The following is a 22,440-nucleotide window of genomic DNA, read 5'->3' as shown; positions in this document are numbered from 1 at the left end:
CCCGGGCCCTGCCTGTCCCACCCACGAAGGCGAAGCCGTACATGAGTGACCTGAGTGACCTGAGTGACCGCACCCCGGCCGAGGCGCCCGCCCCGCCGTCGGCCCCGGCGGCGCCCGCCCGCCACGTCGACGCCGGCGACGAGGGCTACAGCAAGGACCTCAAGTCCCGCCACATCAACATGATCGCGATCGGCGGGGCGATCGGCACCGGCCTGTTCCTCGGCGCAGGCGGCCGCCTCGCCGGGGCCGGCCCGTCCCTCGCGATCGCCTACGCGGTCTGCGGCGTCTTCGCCTTCTTCGTCGTCCGCGCCCTCGGCGAGCTCGTGCTCTACCGCCCCTCCTCCGGAGCCTTCGTCTCCTACGCCCGCGAGTTCATGGGGGAGAAGGGCGCCTACACGGCCGGCTGGCTGTACTTCCTCAACTGGTCCACGACCACCGTCGCCGACATCACGGCCGCCGCCACCTACGCCCACTTCTGGTCACTGTTCACCGACGTCCCCCAGTGGGTCCTCGCCTTCGTCGCCCTCGCCATCGTCCTCACCGCGAACCTGATCTCGGTGAAGTACTTCGGCGAGATGGAGTTCTGGTTCTCCCTGGTCAAGGTCGCGGCCCTGACGGTCTTCCTGCTCGTCGGCATCTACCTCGTCGCCACCAGCCACCCCATCGACGGCCACACCCCGGGCCTGTCCACCCTCTCCGACAGCGGCGGGCTCTTCCCCGTCGGCATGCTCCCGATGCTCCTGGTCATCCAGGGCGTGGTCTTCGCGTACGCCTCCGTCGAGCTCTGCGGCGTCGCCGCCGGCGAGACCGAGAACCCCGAGAAGATCATGCCGAAGGCGATCAACTCGATCATGTGGCGCGTCGGCATCTTCTACGTCGGCTCGGTCGTCCTCCTCGCCCTGCTGCTCCCGTACACCGCGTACTCCTCCGACCAGAGCCCCTTCGTCACCGTCTTCGACAAGCTGGGCGTCCCGGGCGCCGCGGGCATCATGAACCTGGTCGTCCTGACCGCCGCCCTCTCCAGCCTGAACTCCGGCCTCTACTCCACGGGCCGCATCCTGCGCTCGATGGCCATGTCCGGCTCCGCCCCCAGGTTCACCGGCGTCATGAACAAGGGCAAGGTCCCCTACGGCGGCGTCCTCTTCACCGCCGCCTTCGGCGTCGCCGGCGTCGGCCTCAACTACTTCATGCCGGCCGACGCCTTCGAGATCGTCCTGAACTTCGCCTCGCTCGGCATCCTGGGCACCTGGGCCATGGTCATGCTCTGCTCGCTCCACTTCTGGCGCCGCGCCCGCCAGGGCCTCCTGGAGCGCCCCTCCTACCGGCTGCCCTGGGCCCCGTACACCCAGCTCGTGACCCTGCTCTTCCTCGTCACGGTCCTGGTCCTGATGTGGTCGGACGGCGGCGTGGGCCGCACCACGGTCCTGTTCGTCCCGCTCATCGGCGCGGCCCTGGTGGGCGGCTGGTTCCTGGTCCGCCGCCGCGTGGCGGAGATAGCCGCCGCCCGCGACTGACCCCGCCCCGGGTGCGGGACCCCCACCGCGGGGCCCGTACCCGGGCATTCCCACGACGCGGGGACAACGAAAAGGACCCCGCCGAAGCGGGGTCCTTCTTTTGTGTCCGAGGGGGGACTTGAACCCCCACGCCCGATAAAGGGCACTAGCACCTCAAGCTAGCGCGTCTGCCATTCCGCCACCCGGACAAGGTGTCTGTCTCGCGTCCCTCGCGGGCCGTTCCGACGTGGAAAACATTACCAAACATTCCGGGGCCCTCGATCACACCCCCCGGCGGCCGGGGATCGCCCTTGGGGAGAACGGTCCGGGGGGCGAGGATGGGAGGCAGTCCGGTACCGATCAGTGGGAGGAACAGCGTGAGCGAGTCGAGCGCGGGCAGGACCGTCTCCGGCGAGGACGAGGTAGTGGACCTCTGCCGGGACCTCATCCGGATCGACACCAGCAACTACGGAGACCACTCGGGTCCCGGCGAGCGCAAGGCGGCCGAGTGGGTCGCCGAGCAGCTCGCGGAGGTCGGGCTGGAGCCGCAGATCTTCGAGTCGCACAAGGGGCGCGCCTCGACGGTGGCGCGGATCGAGGGCGAGGACCCGTCGCGGCCGGCGCTGCTGATCCACGGGCACACCGACGTGGTCCCGGCCAACGCCGCCGACTGGACCTACGACCCCTTCGCGGGCGAGATCGCCGACGGCTGCCTGTGGGGCCGCGGCGCCGTCGACATGAAGGACATGGACGCGATGACGCTGGCCGTCGTGCGCGACCGGATGCGCAGCGGGCGCAAGCCCCCGCGCGACATCGTCCTGGCCTTCCTCGCCGACGAGGAGGCCGGCGGGATCTACGGGGCCCGGCACCTCGTCGACAAGCACCCGGGGCTGTTCGAAGGCGTCACCGAGGCGATCGGCGAGGTCGGCGGCTTCTCCTTCACCGTCAACGAGAACCTGCGCCTCTACCTGGTGGAGACCGCCCAGAAGGGCATGCACTGGATGCGCCTGACGGTGGAGGGCACCGCCGGCCACGGATCCATGACCAACAACGACAACGCCGTCACGGAGCTGTGCGAGGCCGTGGGCCGGCTCGGCCGCCACCAGTGGCCGGTGCGGGTGACCAAGACCGTACGGTCGTTCCTCGACGAGCTCTCCGACGCGCTCGGCACCCCGCTGGACCCCGACAACATGGACGCCACGCTCGCCAAGCTGGGCGGCATCGCCAAGATGGTCGGCGCCACGCTGCGCAACTCGGCCGCCCCGACGATGCTCGGCGCCGGCTACAAGGTCAACGTGATCCCCGGCCAGGCCACGGCCCACGTGGACGGCCGCTTCCTGCCCGGGTACGAGGACGAGTTCTTCGCCGACCTCGACCGCATCCTGGGGCCGCGGGTGAAGCGGGAGGACGTGCACGGGGACAAGGCGCTGGAGACCGACTTCGACGGCCGGCTCGTCGACGCCATGCAGGGCGCGCTGCGGGCCGAGGACCCCATCGCGCGGGCGGTCCCGTACATGCTGTCGGGCGGTACGGACGCGAAGTCCTTCGACGACCTCGGCATCCGCTGCTTCGGCTTCGCGCCGCTGCAGCTCCCGCCGGAACTGGACTTCGCCGGGATGTTCCACGGTGTGGACGAGCGGGTGCCGGTCGACGGGCTGAAGTTCGGCGTGCGGGTGCTCGACCGATTCATCGACAACGCCTGAGATTCGCAGAGGTGTGCGCATTCCACTGAGAAGAGTGAATGCGCTCATACGCTCGTAGCCCTGGTGATCCCTCCTCGTTACAGGTGGTGCGGTCCGCGGCTGGGACCGCATTGCCTACTAGGAGGAACAATGATCAAGAAGGTTGTAGCCGCTGCGGCTGCCACTGGTGGCCTCGTTCTCGCAGGTGCGGGTCTGGCTGTCGCCGACGCGGGTGCCCAGGGTGCGGCCATCGGGTCCCCCGGTGTCCTGTCCGGCAACGTCGTCCAGGTTCCGGTTCACATTCCCGTGAACGTCTGCGGCAACACGATCTCCGTGATCGGCCTGCTGAACCCGGCCTTCGGCAACACCTGCGTCAACGCCTGACGCGTCTGAACCACCGGGCCCCGGAACGCATTCCAGCGTTCCGGGGCCGCCGGGCTTTCCGGCCCGGTTCTACGGTCGTCGGCGGGTCGGCGGGGGAACCTGTACGGCAGGGCCGCCGGGACCACGCCCGAACACGTACACACCAGGGGACGAGTACAGATGCGACGACCGGCACAGGTCACCAGGAAGACCCTGATCACCATGGCGGCCGCGGGGGGTGTCCTCGCCTTGGGCGGGGGATACGCGCACGCGGACGCCGGGGCCTCGGGGAAGGCGGCGAACTCGCCGGGACTGCTGTCCGGCAACCAGCTGCAGGCGCCCGTGGACGCGCCGGTGAACGCCTGCGGCAACACGGTGACGGTGGTGGGGGGCCTCAACCCGGCCTTCGGGAACCGCTGCGCCAACGACGCGGGCAAGCCGACCCGTCCGGACCACCCGGACCACCCGGACCACCCGGACCACCCCGGGCACCCCGGCAACCCGGGTCATCCCGGTCACCCGGGCGGCGGGGACGACGAGCCCTGCGACGACCACCCGGAGCACCCGGGCAACCCCGGTACGCCGGGCAACCCGGGTACTCCCGGTACCCCCGGAAACCCGGGTACGCCGGGCAACCCGGGAACGCCTGGCAACCCGGGTACGCCTGGGACCCCCGACAACCCGGGTACTCCGGGTAACCCCGGCACTCCGGGCACGCCCGGTAACCCCGGTACCGGCACCCCGGGCACCCCCGGCACCGGTACGCCCGGCACCCCCGGTCCCGGCTCGGTCACCCCCGTCACGCACCCCGGTCCGGGGACGGGCACCGGTACCGGTGAGGTGCCCGGGCTCGCCGCGACCGGCGCGGGCAGCGCCCTCACCGCCGGCCTCCCGCTCGCGGGCGGTCTGCTGCTCGCCGGTTCCGTGCTCTACCGGCGCTCGCGCAACGCGGCGTGAAGGCCGTCGGTGACGCGGGCCCCGCCCCCGGGGCCCGCGTCATCGGCGTCACCAGGTCGCGCGGACCTGGCGGATGATCCGGCGGCGCAGTCGCACGCGGCGGCTGCCGTCCCGGTGCAGGGTCAGACGGTCGAGTTCCCAGTTCCCGTACTCGGCATGATCGGTCAACAGGCGGGTCGCCTCCTTGCGAGGGACGCCGCGGGGTACGTACACGTCGACGAATTCGTATTCCGGCATCGCATCTATTGTGCGGGCAGAGCCCTGCTACGGATAGCGTCTACTCCATGTCTGATGCCGCTCTGCCCACTGTTGCCGAGGTACGCGCCGCCGCCGAAGCGGTCAAGGCCGCACTCGACCGCCACCTCGCCGCGGTCGAGCGCAGGACCGGGGACGAGGACCCGGACGTCTACGCCGCGTTCAACGAACTCGCCGCCGCCGCCGAGGAGTACGACGAACTCCTCTACGACCGCTACGACGAGGTCACCCCCTTCGAGATCCCCACGCCCGAGGACGGCGTCCCGTACGCCGGCCCCGCCGATCCGGCCGCCTTCAGCGTGCTCATCCGCCGGGACTACGCCGTGGTCGAGCCGCCGCGGCTGATCGCCCAGGCCGAGCGTGTCGCCGCGCACGACCGCGACGCCGAGCTCGTGCACGACGGCGGTACCGCGGGCGCGCTGGGCGTGCTCTTCGGGGAGTACGAGCCCGACGAGATCGCCTCCCGCTACAAGGAGTTCGGTCTGGAGGAGGGCGACTCCACCCTCTGGATCGCGGCCTCGGAGGAGGTGGCCGAACCGGGGGAGTGGCTGAACTCGCCGTTCGAGCACACCGGCCCGGAGGACGTCCTGCACCGGTTCGACGTCAGCTCCGTGTTCGACGAGGAGACCGACGAGTTCGACGACGAGGACGGGCCTGAGGACGACCGCGAGGACGAAGCTGCCGAGCCGGGGCTGGCCCCGGCCTGACCCGGCCGCCGTGGCCCCCGCCCCGCGGCGGGGGCCACGGCGTGCCAGCCGCAGTCCGGCTATTGCGGCTGCTCCCGCGCCGACACCGCCAGCGCGGTCAGCAGGCCCGTCAGCCGGGTCGTACGCGGCTTCGGCAGGACCTCCGCCACCGCCCGCGGCAGCGCCTGGTCGACGCCGTGCACCACCGACAGGTGCCGCTCGGCACGTCCGAACGCCGTGTACACCCAGTCCCGCGACAGGGACTCCGCCGCGTCGCCGGGCAGCACGACGACCGCCGCCGGCCAGCGCGTCCCGACGGCCTGGTGCGCCGTCACCGCCCAGCCGTGCCGCACCTGCGCCTCCACCAGCTCCTTCGGTACGACCACCCGCGCGCCCGCGCGGTCCAGGTGCAGCCCCTCCGCGTCGGCCGACACCACCCGCGCCGGCAGGGCCCGCCCGGGCGAGGGCACGTGGACGACGCGGTCGCCGGGGTCGAAGCCGCCGAAGCGGCCGGGGCCGGGGTTCAGCCGCTCCTTCAGCGCCGCGTTCAGCGCGCGGGTCCCCGCCGCACCGCCGTGGCCCGGGGTGATCACCTGCACGCCGTCCGCCGGGATGCCGAACGCCCGCGGCACCGACTCGGCCACGAGCTGCACCGTGCGGTGCACGGCCTCGCCGGCGTCGCGCACCGGGACGATGACGACCTCCTTGCCGGGGGCTTCGACCTGGTGGAGCTCCCCGATCCCGATCCCCGAGACCAGCTCGCCGACCGGGCCCGGGTCGGGGGTCCGGGAGACCAGCACGGGGCAGGTACGGGCCGCCAGCACATCGGCGAAGACCCGACCGGCCCCGGCGGACCCGAGGACCCCGGTGTCGCCGGACAGCACCAGCCGGGCCCCGTCCGGGACGGACTCCACCAGCGCGGCCGCCGTCTCGACGTCCAGCTGCGGCGCGTCCAGCACCACGAGCAGGTCCAGTGCGAACTGCCCGTCGGCGTCCCGCCCGGGCCCCTCCGCGCCGGCCAGCAGCCCCGCCACGGTCACGGAGTCCGGGCCGCCGGGGGCGTGCGCGGCCAGGCAGGCGCGCAGCCCCCGTTCCCGGGCGGCCGCCAGCAGCGCGAGCGGTTCGGCGCGGGCCGCCCAGCCGCCCGTGTGGGCGACCAGGCCGTGGGCCGCGACCGCGCGGATCAGCTCGGCGCCCGGTCCGGTGGCGGCGCCCTCCCAGTCCGCCGGGCCGTCGAGGGCGCTGGCGATGCGGGCCAGGCCGTCGGCCAGGCTCTCCTCGGCCATCGCGGCCCCCTCCAGACCCACGAGGACGCGTACCGGCTGCTCCGCGTCCTCCTCCGCCGGCGGAGGGCCCAGCGGCTCGTGGAACACCAGCACCGAGCCGTCGGCGACCGCCTCCGCGAGGGCCTCGGCGGGCTCCGGGACGCCGTACTGGGACAGGGCCTTCTCCAGGACCGGGGCCTCCAGCGCGGTGTGCCCCTTGAGCCCCGCCTGTACCAGCAGCCAGCCCAGCAGTGCCGCGGTGCGGCGCTCGTCCCCGGGACCGGCCCCTGCGCCCAGCAGGGCCCGGGCGAAGCCGTCCGCCTGGCTCGGGCGCACCGCGGGGACGGACAGGAGCCGCCAGGGGTCCTCGGCCAGCTCCTGCGCCGCGCCGTCGCCCAGGGCCGCGGCGACCGGGGCCGCGAGGTCCTCCGGGGCGCCGCCGCGGGCCAGGACCGCCCGTACGGCGTCCACGGTCCCGGCGGACGCCTGCGGCGCCGGCGCGGGGGCGGCCGCGGGCACCGGCGTGCGCGGCGCCGGGGGAGCGGGAGCCGCCTTCCGCGGCGCGGCGGGGGCCTCGTCGAAGTACACGGCGGGCGCCTCGGCCCCGCTCTCCACGGCCCGTACGGCCGCCAGCAGGTCGGCGGCCCGGCCGCTGAGCTTCGCCCCGGCCTCGACCGGAGCCTCCCGTTCGGCCTTGCGGCGGGCGATGCGCTCCCGCTCGACCTTCTGCGCGGCCAGCTCGGCCTGCGCCTCGCTCAGCCCGGGAGGCGCGGCAGCGTCCGCCGAAGCCGGGTCCGCCGCGGGTTCCGCCGCCGCGGCGTCGGCACCGGTGGAGCCCTCACCGTCCGCGGCGTCCTCCGCGGCAGCCGGTTCGGCGCCCTGCTCCGCCCCCGCGGCCGCATCCTCGGGGTCGCCGTCGGCGGCGTCCTCCGCCGCCGCCCGGTCCTCCCCGGCGGAATCGCCGGCTCCGTCGGGGTCCGGCGGGGCGGGCTCGGATGCCGTGGGACCCTCCGGGCCGACGGTGCCGTCGGCGGGCTCCTCGGGGGTTTCCGTGGCGGGGTCCGTGCTCACAGCGTGCTCCAGTCCTGGTCGGGATAGCGGTGCACGGGCGCCGAAACGTCGTCCAGCGCCCGGCAGATCTCCTCCGGAAGACTAAGGGCCTCCACCGACAGCGCCGCCGCGAGCTGCTCCGAAGTCCGCGCGCCGACGATCGGCGCGACCACCCCGGGCCGGTCCCGGAGCCACGCCAGCGCGACCTGGAGCGGTGTCACCCCGAGCCCCTGGGCGGCGGTGACCACCGCGTCCACGATCCGGCCCGCCGCGTCGTCCAGGTACGGATCCACCAGTGCGGCCAGGGCCTCCGACGCGCCCCGGGAGTCCGCCGGGGTGCCGGCGCGGTACTTGCCCGTCAGGACTCCGCGCCCCAGCGGGGAGGAGGGCAGCAGGCCGATGCCCAGGTCGAGCGCGGCCGGCAGCACCTCCCGCTCCACGCCGCGCTGGAGCAGGGAGTACTCCATCTGGGCCGAGGCGAGCCGCGTCCGGGTGCCCGGGGCCGCGAGCTGCCAGGTCGCCGCCTTCGCGAGCTGCCAGCCGCAGAATCCCGCCACGCCCGCGTACCGGGCCCGGCCGCTGCTCACGGCCAGGTCCAGGGCCTGCAGGGTCTCCTCCAGCGGGGTCGCCGGGTCGAAGGCGTGGATCTGCCAGAGGTCCACGTACTCGGTGCCGAGCCGCTCCAGGGAGGCGTCGAGGGCGGCCAGTAGGTGCCCGCGCGAGCCGTCGAACCGCCGGTCCGGATGCGGCACGCTGCCGGCCTTCGTGGCGATCACCAGGTCCCGGCGGGGGACGAGCCCCCCGACGAGCTGCCCGAGGAGGTGCTCCGCCTCCCCGTCCCCGTACACGTCGGCGGTGTCGACGAGGGTGCCGCCCGCGTCCCAGAAGGTCTTCACCTGCTCGGCGGCGGCGTCCCCGCCGGTGTCGCGGCCCCAGGTCAGGGTGCCGAGGCCGATCCGGGAAACGCGCAGTCCGGTGCGGCCGAGATGCCTCTGCTCCATGAGCGCTGAGACTACTGGGGCACTGCCGCGGCGGAGCCGGGCGCGCTACAGTCCCCGCAGACCCACGTTACTCATGGGTACACCGGTACTGCGTAAGGGGACGACATGCGGCTCGGCATCAATCTCGGCTACTGGGGTGCGGGCATGGACGCCGACAACCTCGCCGTCGCCCAGGAGGCCGACCGGCTCGGCTACGACGTCTGCTGGGCCGCGGAGGCCTACGGCTCCGACGCCCCGACCGTGCTCGCCTGGGTCGCCGCCCAGACCGAGCGCATCGACGTCGGCTCGGCGATCCTCCAGATCCCGGCCCGCCAGCCCGCGATGACGGCCATGACGGCGGCCACCCTCGACTCCCTCACCGGGGGCCGCTTCCGCCTCGGCCTCGGCGTCTCCGGCCCGCAGGTCTCCGAGGGGTGGTACGGCGTCAAGTTCGACAAGCCCCTCGCCCGGACCCGGGAGTACGTGGAGATCGTCCGCAAGGCGATGACCCGCGAGCGCCTCTCCTACGAGGGCGAGCACTGGACCCTGCCGCTGCCCGGGGGCCCGGGCAAGCCGCTCAAGCTCACCGTGCACCCCGAGCGCGAGCACATCCCGCTCTACATCGCCGCCATCGGGCCGAAGAACCTGGAGCAGACCGGCGAGATCGCCGACGGCGCGCTGCTGATCTTCCCGGCCGCCGAGCACCTGGAGTCCACCGCGCTCACCCACATCCGGGCGGGCCGCGAGAAGGCCGGGCTCACCATGGACGGCTTCGACGTGTGCCCGACCGTGCCGCTCGCCCTCGGCGACGACGTGCACGCCCTCGCCGACGTGTTCCGCCCGTACACCGCCCTGTACGTCGGCGGCATGGGCAGCCGGAAGCAGAACTTCTACAACCAGCTGGCCCAGCGCATGGGCTACGAGAAAGAAGCCGCGGAGATCCAGGACAAGTACCTGGCCGGCGACAAGACGGGCGCGGCCGCGGCCGTCCCGCACTCGCTGATCGACTCGACCGCCCTGCTCGGTCCGGTGGAGCGGATCGCTGACGGGATGCGGGCCTACGCGGAGGCCGGGGTCACCACGCTCACGCTCGCGCCGGCAGGCTTCACCCGCGAGGAGCGCCTGGCCGCCCTGCGCGCCGGCACCGAGGCGATGGAGCTCGCCGGACTGGCGTAGGACCCGGGGAGCGGCCTCCGAGCCCGCCGGGCGGACGGGGGCGGCGTCCGCGAGGAGAGGTCTGCGGCCGTGGTGGGGGCTCGGGGGGTCTTCCCCGCCACGGCCGACACCGCCAACAACGCGCCGGGAGCCCGCGGGGTTACGCGTCGGGGCCCGACGACCCGGTTCGTTCATTCGGACGAGTAGTGCGCCCCATCGGTTGCCCGTCCCGGGCAGCGGCGTTTGACTCTGTGCATGCTCTCTGCCCGCAGCCTGTTCCAGGAGATCGTCGACCACGACGACGCCTTCCAGCTGTTCTGCTCCATCGCCGCCAGCGGGGAGTCCCAGGGCGGCTGGGAGAACGCCCGCATCGCCGCCCTGGTACCCGACGGCATGCGCGACCTCGCGCCCAAGATCACCCGGCACGGCGCCGACGAGGACAAGCACGGGCGGATCTTCAACGCCCTGCTCCGCAATCGCGGCCTGCCGCCGGTCCCCGTACCGCCCGAGACCGACTACACGATGCTGCTGGAACGGCGCGGCATCGGCCTGGCCCACGACAAGCTCCGCCGCGAGGAGCCGCTGACCGAGGAGGACATCCTCGTCTACCTCGCGCACAGCCGCGTCACCGAACAGCGCGCCGCCGACCAGATGGTCATGCTCGTGCGGTACTTCGGCGACGACCCCGAGGTCGGCAAGGCCATCCGCATGATCAGCAACGACGAGGACAACCACCTCGCCTACTGCCACGAGGAACTGCTGCGCCTGGCCCGCGCGGGCCACGGCCGGACCATCCACCGGGTGCTCCGCGAGAGCGCGCTCGCCGAGATCGGCGTCTACCGGGACGTGAGCCTGGCCGTCATGGACCACATGGGACGGCTGCTGGGCTGGTCCGCGCCCAAGGCGGCCGCCCTCGCCGCCGGGATCCGGGGGGTTCACGCGTACGAGCGGTTCAGCGGCTGGCACCGCATGGTGCGCCTGCGCCTGCCCGAGCGGCGCGACGCCCTGGGCGGCGCCCCGACCTCGGCGCCCGAGTTCGCGTAGCGGCGGGGCGTACCCGCCGCGCCCCGCAACCCGTACCCGCCGCGCCGGTACCGCGGCGGACCGGCGCGAGGGGGAGGGCTACAGCCAGCCGCGGCGCTTGAACGTGCGGTGCAGACCCAGGCACAGGCCCGCCATCAGCACGAGCACCGCCGGATAACCCCAGGTGTGCCTCAGCTCCGGCATGTGGTCGAAGTTCATGCCGTAGATCCCCGCCACCATCGTCGGCACCGCCGCCATCGCCGCCCAGGCCGAGATCTTGCGCATGTCGTCGTTCTGCCGGACGCCCATCTGCGCCAGGTGCGCCGCGAGCGCGTCCGACAGCAGCCGGTCCAGGCCCTCGATGTACTCGTTCGCCTTGGTCAGGTGGTCGGCCACGTCCCGGAAGAACGGCTGCGCGTGCTCGTGGACGAACGGCACGCCCCCGAAGGCGAGCCGGTCCATCGGCTGGAGCAGCGGGCTCGTCGCCCGGCGGAACTCCAGCACCTGCCGCTTGAACCCGTAGATCCGGGCGGCGGTGTTCTTGGTGTCCGAGGCGTTCGGGGCGAACACCTCCGCCTCCAGCTCCTCCAGGTCCGCCTGGAGTTCGGCGGCCACCTCGATGTAGTGGTCCACCACGGCGTCGGACACCGCGTACAGCACCGCCGTCGGGCCGTGCCGCAGGACCTGCGGCTCATGCTCCAGCCGCTGGCGCACGGCGGCCAGCGGGGCGCCCTCGCCGTGCCGGACCGTGACGACGAAGCAGTCGCCGATGAACACCATCAGCTCGCCTGCGGTGACCGTGTCGGTGGCGTCGTCGTACCGCACCGGCTTGAGGACCACGAACAGCGAGTCGTCGTACACCTCCAGCTTCGGCCGCTGGTGCGCGGTCAGCGCGTCCTCCACCGCGAGCGGGTGCAGCCCGAACTCCCTGCGGACGTGGTCGAACTCCTTCTCCGACGGCTCGTGCATCCCGACCCAGAGGAAGGAGTTGCCGGTCGCCCGCGCCTCGTCGAGGGCGTCGGAGAAGTCTTCGGGAGCCTCGGACCGACGGCCGTTCCGGTACATCGCGCAGTCCACAATCACCCGGGCATTGTTCCCTGCCGGCGGCCTGCCCGCACACCGGCGCCGCCGCTTACCCTTGCGCCATGGCCACGCTGATCCTCGTACGACACGGGCGGTCCACCGCCAACACCGCTGGACTGCTCGCCGGGTGGACCCCGGGAGTGGCCCTCGACGAGCGCGGCGCCGAGCAGGCCGCCGCGCTGCCCGGGCGGCTGGAGGGGGTGCCGCTCGCCGCCGTCGTCACCAGCCCGCTGCAACGCTGCCGGGAGACCCTCGCCCCGCTGCTGGCTGCCCGGCCCGGGCTGGAGCCGCACACCGACGAGCGGATCGGCGAGTGCCACTACGGCGACTGGTCCGGCCGCAAGCTCTCCGAACTGTCCGACGAACCGCTGATGAAGATCGTCCAGCAGCACCCCTCGGCCGTCTCCTTCCCCGGAGGGGAGTCCATGCGCGCCATGCAGGCCCGCGCGGTGGACGCCGTACGGGAGTGGAACGCGCGGATCGAGGAGGAGCACGGGAGCGACGCCGTCTTCCTGATGTGCTCGCACGGCGACATCATCAAGTCCCTCGTGGCCGACGCCCTGGGCATGCACCTGGACCTCTTCCAGCGCATCCACGTCGACCCCTGCTCGGTCACCGCGATCCGGTACACCCCGATCCGGCCGTACGTGTTCCGGCTCGGGGACACCGGGGACCTCGGCCCGCTCGTGCCGCGCCCGGCCTCCGACGAGGCCGAGGAACCCGGGGCCGCGGACCGGCGCACCGCGGACGGCGACGACGCCGTCGTGGGGGGCGGTGCGGGCGCCGTGTGATCGAACGGCGCAGTAGGGTGGTCGGGCCCACACTGGGGCGCAGGACTGCCCCCGCCGCCGAGACTTGGAGACTGGACGTGCCCCGTCAGGTGTTCCTCTACGACCCCCCGGACCGCTTCGTGGCCGGCACGGTCGGCCTTCCGGGACGCCGTACGTTCTTCCTGCAGGCCTCCTCCGGCCCCCGCGTCACCAGCGTCTCCCTGGAGAAGACCCAGGTCGCGGCGCTGGCCGAGCGGATGGACGAGCTGCTGGACGAGGTCGTGCGGCGCACCGGGGGCAACGCCCCGGTCCCGGCCGTGGCCCCCGCCGAGGTGTCCGACACCGCGCCCCTGGACGCCCCCGTCGACGAGGAGTTCCGCGTCGGCACCATGGCCCTGGCCTGGGACGGCGAGGAACAGCGGATGATCGTCGAGGCGCAGGCCCTGGTGGAGGTGGAGGCCGACTCCGACGAGGACCTCGCCGAGGCCGAGGAGCGGCTGCTCCAGGACGAGGAGAACGGCCCGCCGATGCTGCGGGTCCGCCTCAGCGGCGCCCAGGCCCGGGCCTTCGCCAAGCGGGCCCTGGACGTGGTCAACGCCGGCCGCCCGCCCTGCCCGCTGTGCAGCCTGCCGCTGGACCCGGAGGGGCACGTGTGCCCGCGCCAGAACGGCTACCGGCGCCAGGCGTGAGCACCGCGGGGGAACACGAGGACCTGCTCGCCCTGGGCGAGCTGACCGTCGTCGGGCGCATCCGGGAGGCGTCCAACGCCGTCCTGCTGTGCACGGTCGCGTACGGGGGCGCCGCCGCCGACTGCGTGTACAAACCGGTCAAAGGCGAGCGGCCGCTCTGGGACTTCCCCGACGGGAACCTCGCCCGGCGCGAGGTCGCCGCCTATCTGGTCTCCGAGGCCACCGGATGGGGCCTCGTACCGGAGACCGTCCTGCGCGACGGACCGTACGGCGAGGGCATGGTCCAGCGCTGGATCGAATCGGCCGACCCGGACGAGGACGGCGACGGTGGCGGGGCCGCGGACGGCGGCCCGGGCAGCGGGCTCCTCGCGCTCGTCGAGGGCGAGGAGGCGGCGGAGGGCTGGAAGCCCGTCGCCCTGGCCGAGGTGGGCGAGGGCCGCACCGCCCTGCTCGTGCACGCCGACGACCCGCGGCTGCGCCGCATGGCCGTCCTCGACGCCGTGATCAACAACGGCGACCGCAAGGGCGGCCACCTCCTGCCCACGTCCGACGGACGCCTCTACGGCATCGACCACGGCGTGACCTTCCACACCGAGGACAAGCTGCGCACCCTCCTGTGGGGGTGGGCGGGGGAGCCGCTCACGGACGAGGCCCGCGAGGTCCTAGGCTCGCTCGGCGGGCAACTGGCCGACGGGGCGCCGCTGGCCACCCGGCTGGCGGAACTCGTCACGGCGGCCGAGCTGGCCGCCGTACGGGACCGGGTGGAGCAGCTGCTGCGCACCGGCATACATCCGAAACCGTCGGGGCAGTGGCCGGCGATTCCCTGGCCACCGGTCTGATCCAGCCAGTCTCGACACGCACAGAATCGGCCAGACCGCAAGAGAGTCGATCAAGACAACAGTGCTGGTCCGGTTCGTTTCCGGAACATCCGTCCGGTTACGCTCGTGCCATGCATGCCTGGCCCGCTTCTGAGGTCCCCGCCCTGCCTGGCAAGGGCCGCGACCTCCAGATCCACGACACCGCGACCCAGGGGACGATCACCCTCGCCCCCGGTCCCGTCGCCCGAATCTACGTCTGCGGCATCACGCCGTACGACGCGACCCACATCGGTCACGCGGCGACCTACAACGCGTTCGACCTCGTGCAGCGCGTGTGGCTCGACACCAAGAGGCAGGTCCATTACGTCCAGAACGTCACGGACGTGGACGACCCGCTCCTGGAGCGGGCCCAGCGCGACGGGCACGACTGGACCGAGCTGGCCGAGCGCGAGACCGCGCTCTTCCGCGAGGACATGACCGCCCTGCGGATGCTGCCGCCGCAGCACTACATCGGAGCCGTCGAGGCCATACCCGGCATCGTGCCGCTGGTCGAGCGGCTGCGCGACGCGGGCGCCGCGTACGACCTGGACGGCGACGTCTACTTCTCCGTGGAGTCCGACCCCCACTTCGGCGGGGTCTCGCACCTCGACGCCGAGGCGATGCGGCTGCTGTCCGCCGAACGCGGCGGCGACCCGGAGCGGCCGGGCAAGAAGAACCCGCTCGACCCGATGCTGTGGATGGCCGCCCGCCCGGGCGAGCCCAGCTGGGACGGCGGCTCGCTGGGCCGCGGCCGCCCGGGCTGGCACATCGAGTGCGTCGCCATCGCCCTGGACCACCTGGGCATGGGCTTCGACATCCAGGGCGGCGGCTCCGACCTGGTGTTCCCCCACCACGAGATGGGCGCCTCGCACGCGCAGGTGCTGACGGGCGAGTTCCCGATGGCCAAGGCGTACGTCCACGCCGGCATGGTGGCCCTGCACGGCGAGAAGATGTCGAAGTCCCGGGGCAACCTGGTCTTCGTCTCCGCCCTGCGGCGGGCCGGCGTCGACCCGGCGGCGATCCGCCTCGCGCTCCTGTCGCACCACTACCGGGCCGACTGGGAGTGGACGGACGCGGTGCTCGCCGAGGCGGTGGCCCGCCTGGAGCGCTGGCGCGCGGCCGTGTCCCGGCCGGACGGGCTCCCCGCGGACGCCCTGGTGGACGAGGTCCGCGCGGCCCTCGCCGCCGATCTGGACGCCCCGGCGGCGCTGGCCGCCGTGGACCGCTGGGTGGAGCTCCAGCTGGCCGGCGGCGGCGACGACGAGTCCGCCCCGGGCCTGGTCTCCCGTACCGTCGACGCCCTGCTGGGCGTGGCCCTGTAACCGTCCGGGCTGCACCCGGGGGCCCCGCCCCCGGGCCCCGCGCCCCACACGCCGGCGGGGCCGGACCGCGCACCGCGCGCGGTCCGGCCCCGCCGGCGTTCTCCGTCCTGCTGTGCGGTGCCGCACCCGGCCGCAGCCGGCCTAAGCCTCCGAGGGCGGATCCTCCTCCGGGGCGGCCGCGGGCGGCGGGGGTTCCTCCCCGGCCACCTCCGGCTTGCGCTTCGGCGCCCGGGGGAGCCCGCTGGACGGGTCCCGCAGGTACGTCGCGTCCCCCGGCTCCGCGGCGGCGGACGGGTCCCGCCGCCTCAGGTACCGCTCGAACTCCCGGGCGATGGCGTCACCGGACGCCTCGGGCAGGTCGGCGGTGTCCCGCGCCTCCTCCAGCGTCTGGACGTACTCCGCCACCTCGCTGTCCTCGGCCGCCAGTTGGTCCACGCCCAGCTGCCACGCCCGGGCGTCCTCCGGCAGTTCGCCCAGCGGGATCCGGAGGTCGATCAGGTCCTCCAGCCGGTTCAGCAGGGCCAGCGTCGCCTTCGGGTTGGGCGGCTGCGACACGTAGTGCGGCACCGCCGCCCACAGCGACACCGCCGGGACCCCCGCGTGCGTGCACGCCTCCTGGAGGATGCCCACGATGCCCGTCGGGCCCTCGTACTTCGTCTCCTCCAGGTCCATGGTCCGGGCCAGGTCCGCGTCCGAGGTGACCCCGCTCACCGGCACCGGCCGCGTGTGCGGCGTGTCCCCGAGCAGCGCCCCCAGGATGACCACCATCTCCACGCCCAGCTCGTGGGCGAAGCCGAGGATCTCGTTGCAGAACGACCGCCACCGCATGGACGGTTCGATGCCCCGTACGAGCACCAGGTCGCGCGGCTTCGCGCCGCCGATCCGGACCACCGACAGCCGTGTCGTCGGCCAGGTGATCTTCCGTACCCCGTTGTCCAGCCAGACCGTCGGCCGGTTGACCTGGAAATCGTAGTAGTCCTCGGCGTCGAGCGCCGCGAACACCTCGCCCTTCCACTCCCGGTCCAGGTGTGCGACCGCGCCGGAGGCGGCGTCACCCGCGTCGTTCCAGCCCTCGAACGCGGCCACCATGACCGGGTCGATCAGCTCGGGCACGCCCTCAAGCTCGATCACCCAGGTCTCCTTCCGAAGTTCCCTTGCGTACGGGGGTCAGCCTAAGCCTTGAAGGGACATCGGCCACAGCCCACGACAGAGGGGCGGTTCCCCTCGGAACCGCCCCTCTTCCCCACCTGAACGAGAGCTATGCCTTGTGGCCCAGCATCTCCTCGACCCGGGCGCGCACGGAGGCGTCGTCCAGACCGCGGACCGTCACCGTCGTGCGCCGGCGCAGCACGTCGTCGACCGTCTGGGCCCACTCGTTGTCGCGGGCGTAGGCGACCTGGGCCCAGATCTCCGGGCCGTCCGGGTGGATGCGCTCGGCCAGCGCCGGGTCCTCGTTGGCGATGCGCGCGATGTCGAACGCCAGCGAGCCGTAGTGCGAGGCCAGGTGGCGCGCGGTCAGCGGGTCCATCCGGGAGCCGGGCTCGCGGTCCACCAGCAGCCGGTGCGCGACCGCGTTCGGGTTGGCGACACCGGGCAGCGGGATCCGGCGCACCAGCGACTTCGCCGGCTCCATGTCCTCGCTCAGCGGGCTGCCCGGGAGCTTCGCCAGCTTGTCCATGACCACGCGGCCGATGTGGCGGTACGTGGTCCACTTGCCGCCGGCCACCGACAGCATGCCGCCGGCGCCCTCGGAGACGACCGTCTCGCGCTTGGCCTTCTCGACGCCGCCGGGGCCGCCGGGCAGCACCCGCAGGCCCGCGAAGGCGTACGTCATCAGCGAGCGGTCCAGGTCCGCGTCCTTCACCGAGAAGGCCGCCTCGTCCAGGATCTGCTGGATGTCGGACTCGGTGGCGCGCACGTCGCCCGGGTCGCCCTCGTACACCTCGTCGGTGGTGCCGAGCAGCAGCTGGTCCTCCCAGGGGAGGGCGAAGGTGATGCGGTACTTGTCGATCGGGGTGGCCATGGCGGCCTTCCACGGCGACTTGCGCTTCATGACGATGTGCGCGCCCTTGGAGAGGCGGATCGACGGCATGGAGTGCTTGTCCTCCATGCGCCGCAGGTGGTCCACCCACGGGCCGGTGGCGTTGAGCACGACCCGCGCGTCGACCCCGAACTCGGTGCCGTCCAGACGGTCCTTGAGCTCGGCGCCGGAGACCCGGCCCCGCGTGGTGCGCAGCCCGGTGACCTCGGCGTGGTTGAGGACGACGGCACCCGACTCGACGGCCGCGCGGACCGTCATGACGGCGACGCGGGAGTCGTTCATCTGGTGGTCGTAGTAGACCGCGACGGCCTTGAGGTTGTCCGTCTTCAGACCCGGGTTGTCGGCGACGGCGCGGGCCGGCGAGATGACCTTGCCGATGCCGTCGCCGAAGGCCGAGAGGGCGGAGTAGGCGAAGACGCCCGCACCCAGCTTGGCCGCGCCCACCGGACCGCCCTTGTACACGGGGAGGTAGAAGGTGAGCGGGTTGACCAGGTGCGGGGCCACGTCCTTCGCCAGGACCCGGCGCTCGTGGTGGTTCTCGGCCACCAGCTTGACCGCGCCGGTCTGGAGGTAGCGCAGACCGCCGTGGACGAGCTTGGAAGAGGCGGAGGAAGTGGCGCCGGCGAAGTCGCCGGCGTCCACCATGGCGACCCGCAGACCCGACTGCGCGGCGTGCCAGGCCACCGAGGTGCCCAGGATCCCACCGCCGATGACCAGCAGGTCGTACGTGGCCTTGGCCAACTGCTCACGGGTCTCGGCGCGGCTCGGGTTCGAGCCGGCGGTCGGGTGCGTGCCCAGGGTGGGAACGCTCTGCAGGGTGCTCATATCCGTTGACTCCTACTTACTCGTCGATTGCGCCGGCCGGACGGTCAGCTGGCGTCTTCGTCGTCGACCCAGCCCATGGACCGCTCGACGGCCTTGAGCCAGCTCTTGTACTCGCGGTCCCGCTGCTCGGCGGGCATGCGCGGGGTCCACTCGGCCGCGCGGCGCCAGTTGGCGCGCAGGGCGTCGGTGTCGGGCCAGAAGCCGACGGCCAGGCCGGCGGCGTAGGCGGCGCCGAGGCAGGTGGTCTCGGCGACCATCGGGCGCACCACGGGGGCGTCCAGGAAGTCCGAGAGCGTCTGCATCAGCAGGTTGTTGGAGGTCATGCCGCCGTCGACCTTGAGGGCGGCGAGCTCGACGCCCGAGTCCTTGGTCATGGCGTCGGTGATCTCGCGGGTCTGCCAGGCGGTGGCCTCCAGGACGGCACGGGCGATGTGCGCCTTGGTGACGTACCGGGTGAGGCCGGTGATCACGCCGCGGGCGTCGGAGCGCCAGTACGGGGCGAACAGGCCGGAGAAGGCCGGCACGAAGTACGCGCCGCCGTTGTCCTCGACGGAGGAGGCCAGGGTCTCGATCTCGGCCGCGGACTTGATCAGGCCCATCTGGTCGCGCATCCACTGGACGAGCGAGCCGGTGACGGCGATGGAGCCCTCCAGCGCGTAGACCGGCTTCTCGTCGCCGATCTGGTAGCCGACCGTGGTCAGCAGGCCGCTGTAGGAGTTGATGATCTTGTCGCCGGTGTTCATCAGCATGAACGTGCCGGTGCCGTACGTGGACTTGGCCTCGCCCTCGGCGAAACAGGTCTGACCGAACAGGGCGGCCTGCTGGTCACCGAGCGCCGAGGCGACGGGGACGCCCGCCAGGACGCCCTCCTTGACCTCGCCGTAGACCTCGGCGGAGGACCGGATCTCCGGGAGGACGTTGAGCGGCACGCCCATGGACTCGGCGATGCGCTCGTCCCAGGTCAGGTTGTGCAGGTTCATCAGCATGGTGCGCGAGGCGTTGGTGACGTCGGTGACGTGCACGCCGCCCTGGGCGCCGCCGGTCAGGTTCCAGATGACCCACGAGTCCATGGTGCCGAAGAGGATGTCCCCCGCCTCGGCGCGCTCGCGCAGGCCCTCGACGTTGTCGAGCAGCCAGCGGGCCTTCGGGCCGGCGAAGTAACTCGCCAGCGGGAGGCCGGTCTCGCGGCGGAAGCGGTCCTGGCCGACGTTGCGGCCGAGCTCCTTGCACAGCGCGTCGGTGCGGGTGTCCTGCCAGACGAGCGCGTTGTGCACGGGCTCGCCGGTGTGGCGGTCCCACATGAGCGTGGTCTCGCGCTGGTTGGTGATGCCGACGGCCTTGACGTCGGCGGCGGTGAAGCCGGGGACGTCCTGGGCGGCCTTGGCGATGGCCCCGGCGACGACCTCCTGGACGTTGGTCCAGATCTCGTTGGCGTCGTGCTCGACCCAGCCCGGCTTCGGGAAGATCTGCTCGTGCTCCTTCTGGTCGACGGCGACGATGCGGCCGTCGCGGTCGAACACGATGCAGCGGGAGGAGGTGGTGCCCTGGTCGATCGCGGCGATGAAGGGGCCGGTGCTGCTGGTCATGTGGCTGCTCCTGGCAGGTCGTGAGTAGGCGGAATCAGGGTGCGGTGCGGATCTTGCGATCGCTGCCGATGCTGATCAGGCGAACGCGATGTTGTACAGACCACCGGCTATGACGGCACCGACGAGCGGGCCGACCACCGGGATCCAGGAGTATCCCCAGTCGGAGCCGCCCTTGTGGGGAAGCGGCAGCAGGGCGTGGACGATGCGCGGACCGAGGTCGCGGACCGGGTTGATCGCGTAGCCGGTCGGACCGCCGAGCGAGAGGCCTATGCCGACGACCACGAACGAGGTGATCAGGACGCCGATGACGCCGAGGCCCTTGCCGTCGTCCTGGAGGCCCTGGGTCAGGATGGCCAGGATCAGGACGACGGTGCCGATGATCTCGGTGGCGAGGTTCTGGACGGTGTTGCGGATCTCGGGGCCCGTGGAGAAGACGCCGAGCACCGGACCGGCCTGGTCGTGCGGGTGCGGGTCCTCGGGGCCGAGCTTCGCGTCGCGGATGTGCTCCGGGTCCGCCAGGTGGGCGCGGAACTGGCCGTAGTAGGTGATCCACATCAGGACCGCGCCGATCATCGCGCCGAGGAGCTGGCCGGCGAGGTAGACCGGAACGTCGCCCCAGGCGCCGTCCTTGACGGCGATGCCGACGGTGACCGCCGGGTTGAGGTGCGCGCCGGAGAGCGGTGCGGAGACGTATGCCGCGATCAGAACGGCGAAACCCCAGCCGAACGTGATGGCCAGCCAGCCCGCGTTGCGGGCCTTGGAGCTCTTGAGGGTGACGGCGGCGCAGACGCCGCCACCGAGCAGAGTGAGCAGGGCGGTACCGATGGTCTCGCCGATGAAGATGTCGGAGCTGGACACCCGCGACTCCTTTGTCATACGTCCAGGGGTGGGCGGACACCGGGTCCCACCGGTGGTTCCGCGCACTCGGTGAGTGCTGCACCGGCCCTTGGCCTGTCTCACCCTAACGCGTATTGCCGTTAGGTGTTCGACAATGCCGACCGGTGAACGGCAGTTTTCCGCCCAGATGAAGATTGCGTCAAGGGTCGGCCAGGCCAAAGTGTCGGATCGTTACCGCTCGGTGGGATCAGCCAAATCCGGCCATCGAATGGTCGGGATATGGCGAAAAGAGGGCATGGGGGAGCCGGGGTCTGGCCGAGAACGACGCTGGAGGGGCTGTGGGGGCCCTAGAACCGGCCTGCGCCGAGATCGCGTGAAACAGCGCGCGCACAGTCCCGGACGGACGCGATGAGGGCCGCACGGGGCTCCCCGGCCTCCCCGCAGACCCGCTCCACGGCCCCCGCGACCGCCACCGCGCCCACCGGCATGCGGCGCCGGTTGTGGATGGGAGCCGCGATGGAGGCGATGCCGTCCCAGGTCTCCTCGACGTCCGCGGCCCAGCCGCGGGCCCGGGTCAGGTCCAGGATCTCCTCGAAGCCGGCGCCGTCCGTGACGGTCCGGGGGGTGAACGCCTCGCGCTCCATCTCCACGGCCTGCGTGTGCGCGACCGGGTCGTGCGCCGACAGCACCTTGCCCAGCGCGGTCGAGTGCAGCGGCTGCATCGCCCCGACCTCCAGCACCTGGCGGCTGTCGTCGGGCCGGAACACGTGGTGCATGATCAGCACCCCGCTCTTGTGCAGCACGCCCACATACACGCTCTCGCCGCTCGCCCGGGCCAGGTCATCGGTCCAGACCAGGGCGCGGGCGCGGAGTTCGTGCACGTCGAGGTAGCTGTTGCCCAGGCGCAGCAGCTCCGCGCCCAGCTGGTACCGGCCGGAGGCCTCGTCCTGCTCCACGAAGCCCTCGGCCTGCAGGGTGCGCAGGATGCCGTGCGCCGTCCCCTTGGCGAGGCCGAGGGACGAGGCCACGTCCGAGAGCCCCAGCCGGCGCTCGCCTCCGGCCAGCAGCCGCAGCATCGCAGCGGCTCGTTCGAGCGACTGGATGTTCCGTGCCATCGCGCTGCCTCCTGCTGACGTTCCTGCTGGCTACTGACTATGGTGATGCGGTTCGACAATGCTGAACAGTATCGGTCGATGTCGACCTCGCGCAGGGGCGGCCGGTACATCGCGACGCCGCACACCCGTGCGCGCCCGTCCGCCCCCGCCACAGAATGCAGTCCGCCACGTGGGACAACCTCACCGGGGCCGGGAGGGCACGGTTACCCTGACCGCGTGCACCCTGGACGCAGAGGGGGTGCAAAGCCGACAGCCGTCGCATCCCAGGGAGCTCAGCCATGGCCTCGTTGCCGAACCCGCCCGCCGACACCCAGACCCGGGCCGACGCCCTCCGTGAGGCCCTCGCCACCCGTGTGGTCGTCGCGGATGGTGCGATGGGGACGATGCTCCAGGAGCAGGACCCCTC

Annotated in this window: 20 protein-coding genes and 1 tRNA gene; 11 read left to right on the top strand and 10 right to left on the bottom strand. The window is 72.7% G+C overall.

Going from position 1 to position 22,440, the window contains the following annotated elements; all coding sequences use genetic code 11:
* Window positions 1-59: 59 nt before the first annotated feature.
* Window positions 60-1,514: an amino acid permease gene (locus ACFWTC_RS27570; RefSeq protein ID WP_383927453.1), complete on the top strand. Its 1,455-nt coding sequence runs from the start codon at window positions 60-62 to the stop codon at window positions 1,512-1,514.
* 103 nt (window positions 1,515-1,617) lie between these two features.
* Here ACFWTC_RS27570 and ACFWTC_RS27565 read toward each other — a convergent pair.
* A tRNA-Leu gene (locus ACFWTC_RS27565) sits at window positions 1,618-1,702 on the bottom strand.
* Window positions 1,703-1,870: 168 nt separating this feature from the next.
* Here ACFWTC_RS27565 and ACFWTC_RS27560 point away from each other — a divergent pair.
* The 3 genes from ACFWTC_RS27560 to ACFWTC_RS27550 all read left to right on the top strand — a co-directional run bounded on the left by ACFWTC_RS27560 (window position 1,871) and on the right by ACFWTC_RS27550 (window position 4,495).
* Window positions 1,871-3,196 carry a M20/M25/M40 family metallo-hydrolase gene (locus ACFWTC_RS27560; protein ID WP_383927385.1) on the top strand — a complete coding sequence of 442 codons (1,326 nt, stop codon included), beginning with the start codon at window positions 1,871-1,873 and terminating at the stop codon, window positions 3,194-3,196.
* A 129-nt stretch (window positions 3,197-3,325) separates the two neighbouring features.
* Window positions 3,326-3,559, top strand: a complete 234-nt coding sequence (gene chpH, locus ACFWTC_RS27555; RefSeq protein ID WP_351278814.1) for a chaplin ChpH — start codon at window positions 3,326-3,328, stop codon at window positions 3,557-3,559.
* Between the two features lie 159 nt (window positions 3,560-3,718).
* A complete protein-coding gene (locus tag ACFWTC_RS27550) occupies window positions 3,719-4,495 on the top strand; it encodes a chaplin family protein (RefSeq protein ID WP_384028864.1) in 777 nt (258 codons plus the stop codon).
* 48 nt (window positions 4,496-4,543) lie between these two features.
* Here ACFWTC_RS27550 and ACFWTC_RS27545 read toward each other — a convergent pair whose 3' ends face one another.
* Complete coding sequence (locus ACFWTC_RS27545) at window positions 4,544-4,732, bottom strand: DUF5703 family protein (protein WP_031146791.1); 189 nt, start codon at window positions 4,730-4,732, stop codon at window positions 4,544-4,546.
* Window positions 4,733-4,779: 47 nt separating this feature from the next.
* Between ACFWTC_RS27545 and ACFWTC_RS27540 the strand changes: the two genes are divergently transcribed.
* Complete coding sequence (locus ACFWTC_RS27540; RefSeq protein WP_384028862.1) at window positions 4,780-5,457, top strand: hypothetical protein; 678 nt, start codon at window positions 4,780-4,782, stop codon at window positions 5,455-5,457.
* 59 nt (window positions 5,458-5,516) lie between these two features.
* Here the strand turns inward: ACFWTC_RS27540 and ACFWTC_RS27535 are convergent, their stop codons facing one another.
* Together ACFWTC_RS27535 and ACFWTC_RS27530 are read right to left on the bottom strand one after the other, a co-directional pair.
* On the bottom strand, window positions 5,517-7,772 hold the full coding sequence (locus tag ACFWTC_RS27535) for a helix-hairpin-helix domain-containing protein (RefSeq protein WP_383927375.1): 2,256 nt from the start codon (window positions 7,770-7,772) through the stop codon (window positions 5,517-5,519).
* Window positions 7,769-8,752, bottom strand: coding sequence for an aldo/keto reductase (locus ACFWTC_RS27530; protein ID WP_383927372.1), 984 nt, complete (start codon window positions 8,750-8,752; stop codon window positions 7,769-7,771). The genes ACFWTC_RS27535 and ACFWTC_RS27530 overlap by 4 nt, the downstream gene beginning before the upstream one ends.
* Before the next feature lie 105 nt (window positions 8,753-8,857).
* Between ACFWTC_RS27530 and ACFWTC_RS27525 the strand changes: the two genes are divergently transcribed.
* The gene (locus ACFWTC_RS27525) at window positions 8,858-9,907 is read left to right on the top strand and encodes an LLM class F420-dependent oxidoreductase (RefSeq protein ID WP_267722614.1); all 1,050 of its coding nucleotides are present in this window, start codon (window positions 8,858-8,860) and stop codon (window positions 9,905-9,907) included.
* A gap of 234 nt (window positions 9,908-10,141) precedes the next feature.
* A complete protein-coding gene (locus ACFWTC_RS27520) occupies window positions 10,142-10,930 on the top strand; it encodes a ferritin-like domain-containing protein (protein ID WP_383927369.1) in 789 nt (262 codons plus the stop codon).
* A gap of 78 nt (window positions 10,931-11,008) precedes the next feature.
* Here the strand turns inward: ACFWTC_RS27520 and ACFWTC_RS27515 are convergent, their stop codons facing one another.
* Window positions 11,009-11,992 carry a magnesium and cobalt transport protein CorA gene (locus ACFWTC_RS27515; protein ID WP_384028860.1) on the bottom strand — a complete coding sequence of 328 codons (984 nt, stop codon included), beginning with the start codon at window positions 11,990-11,992 and terminating at the stop codon, window positions 11,009-11,011.
* 62 nt (window positions 11,993-12,054) lie between these two features.
* Here ACFWTC_RS27515 and ACFWTC_RS27510 point away from each other — a divergent pair, with 62 nt between their 5' ends.
* From ACFWTC_RS27510 to mshC, 4 genes are all read left to right on the top strand, one after another.
* Window positions 12,055-12,783 carry a histidine phosphatase family protein gene (locus tag ACFWTC_RS27510; RefSeq protein WP_383927366.1) on the top strand — a complete coding sequence of 243 codons (729 nt, stop codon included), beginning with the start codon at window positions 12,055-12,057 and terminating at the stop codon, window positions 12,781-12,783.
* Window positions 12,784-12,860: 77 nt separating this feature from the next.
* A complete protein-coding gene (locus ACFWTC_RS27505; protein ID WP_383927363.1) occupies window positions 12,861-13,451 on the top strand; it encodes a DUF3090 domain-containing protein in 591 nt (196 codons plus the stop codon).
* Window positions 13,415-14,290 (top strand): SCO1664 family protein, encoded by an 876-nt coding sequence (locus ACFWTC_RS27500; RefSeq protein ID WP_384028858.1) that lies wholly within the window; start codon window positions 13,415-13,417, stop codon window positions 14,288-14,290. The genes ACFWTC_RS27505 and ACFWTC_RS27500 overlap by 37 nt, the downstream gene beginning before the upstream one ends.
* 110 nt (window positions 14,291-14,400) lie before the next feature.
* On the top strand, window positions 14,401-15,630 hold the full coding sequence (mshC, locus tag ACFWTC_RS27495) for a cysteine--1-D-myo-inosityl 2-amino-2-deoxy-alpha-D-glucopyranoside ligase (RefSeq protein ID WP_383927358.1): 1,230 nt from the start codon (window positions 14,401-14,403) through the stop codon (window positions 15,628-15,630).
* 141 nt (window positions 15,631-15,771) lie between these two features.
* Here mshC and ACFWTC_RS27490 read toward each other — a convergent pair whose 3' ends face one another.
* The 5 genes from ACFWTC_RS27490 to ACFWTC_RS27470 form a co-directional block, all read right to left on the bottom strand.
* Complete coding sequence (locus ACFWTC_RS27490; protein WP_383927355.1) at window positions 15,772-16,761, bottom strand: PAC2 family protein; 990 nt, start codon at window positions 16,759-16,761, stop codon at window positions 15,772-15,774.
* A 127-nt stretch (window positions 16,762-16,888) separates the two neighbouring features.
* Window positions 16,889-18,496: an FAD-dependent oxidoreductase gene (locus ACFWTC_RS27485; protein ID WP_383927352.1), complete on the bottom strand. Its 1,608-nt coding sequence runs from the start codon at window positions 18,494-18,496 to the stop codon at window positions 16,889-16,891.
* Window positions 18,497-18,540: 44 nt separating this feature from the next.
* Entirely contained in the window at window positions 18,541-20,082 is a 1,542-nt protein-coding gene (glpK, locus tag ACFWTC_RS27480) for a glycerol kinase GlpK (protein ID WP_383927349.1), read from the bottom strand.
* A 75-nt stretch (window positions 20,083-20,157) separates the two neighbouring features.
* Complete coding sequence (locus ACFWTC_RS27475; RefSeq protein ID WP_383927346.1) at window positions 20,158-20,940, bottom strand: MIP/aquaporin family protein; 783 nt, start codon at window positions 20,938-20,940, stop codon at window positions 20,158-20,160.
* A 326-nt stretch (window positions 20,941-21,266) separates the two neighbouring features.
* Complete coding sequence (locus tag ACFWTC_RS27470) at window positions 21,267-22,034, bottom strand: IclR family transcriptional regulator (RefSeq protein WP_383927344.1); 768 nt, start codon at window positions 22,032-22,034, stop codon at window positions 21,267-21,269.
* Window positions 22,035-22,440: the final 406 nt, after the last annotated feature.

The sequence above is a fragment of the Streptomyces sp. NPDC058619 genome (genome assembly GCF_042717785.1).
Lineage (GTDB): Bacteria > Actinomycetota > Actinomycetes > Streptomycetales > Streptomycetaceae > Streptomyces.
Note: the sequence above shows the minus strand (reverse complement) of the source record. Positions and strands in the feature narration are given on the sequence as shown.

Excerpts from the sequence above, each read along its gene's own strand:
- ACFWTC_RS27520 (WP_383927369.1), top strand. The coding sequence starts at position 10,142 with ATGCTCTCTGCCCGCAGCCTGTTCCAGGAGATCGTCGACCACGACGAC.
- ACFWTC_RS27485 (WP_383927352.1), bottom strand. The coding sequence starts at position 18,496 with ATGAGCACCCTGCAGAGCGTTCCCACCCTGGGCACGCACCCGACCGCC.
- ACFWTC_RS27510 (WP_383927366.1), top strand. The coding sequence starts at position 12,055 with ATGGCCACGCTGATCCTCGTACGACACGGGCGGTCCACCGCCAACACC.
- ACFWTC_RS27525 (WP_267722614.1), top strand. The coding sequence starts at position 8,858 with ATGCGGCTCGGCATCAATCTCGGCTACTGGGGTGCGGGCATGGACGCC.
- glpK (WP_383927349.1), bottom strand. The coding sequence starts at position 20,082 with ATGACCAGCAGCACCGGCCCCTTCATCGCCGCGATCGACCAGGGCACC.
- ACFWTC_RS27545 (WP_031146791.1), bottom strand. The coding sequence starts at position 4,732 with ATGCCGGAATACGAATTCGTCGACGTGTACGTACCCCGCGGCGTCCCT.
- ACFWTC_RS27550 (WP_384028864.1), top strand. The coding sequence starts at position 3,719 with ATGCGACGACCGGCACAGGTCACCAGGAAGACCCTGATCACCATGGCG.
- ACFWTC_RS27470 (WP_383927344.1), bottom strand. The coding sequence starts at position 22,034 with ATGGCACGGAACATCCAGTCGCTCGAACGAGCCGCTGCGATGCTGCGG.
- ACFWTC_RS27540 (WP_384028862.1), top strand. The coding sequence starts at position 4,780 with ATGTCTGATGCCGCTCTGCCCACTGTTGCCGAGGTACGCGCCGCCGCC.
- chpH (WP_351278814.1), top strand. The coding sequence starts at position 3,326 with ATGATCAAGAAGGTTGTAGCCGCTGCGGCTGCCACTGGTGGCCTCGTT.
- mshC (WP_383927358.1), top strand. The coding sequence starts at position 14,401 with ATGCATGCCTGGCCCGCTTCTGAGGTCCCCGCCCTGCCTGGCAAGGGC.
- ACFWTC_RS27530 (WP_383927372.1), bottom strand. The coding sequence starts at position 8,752 with ATGGAGCAGAGGCATCTCGGCCGCACCGGACTGCGCGTTTCCCGGATC.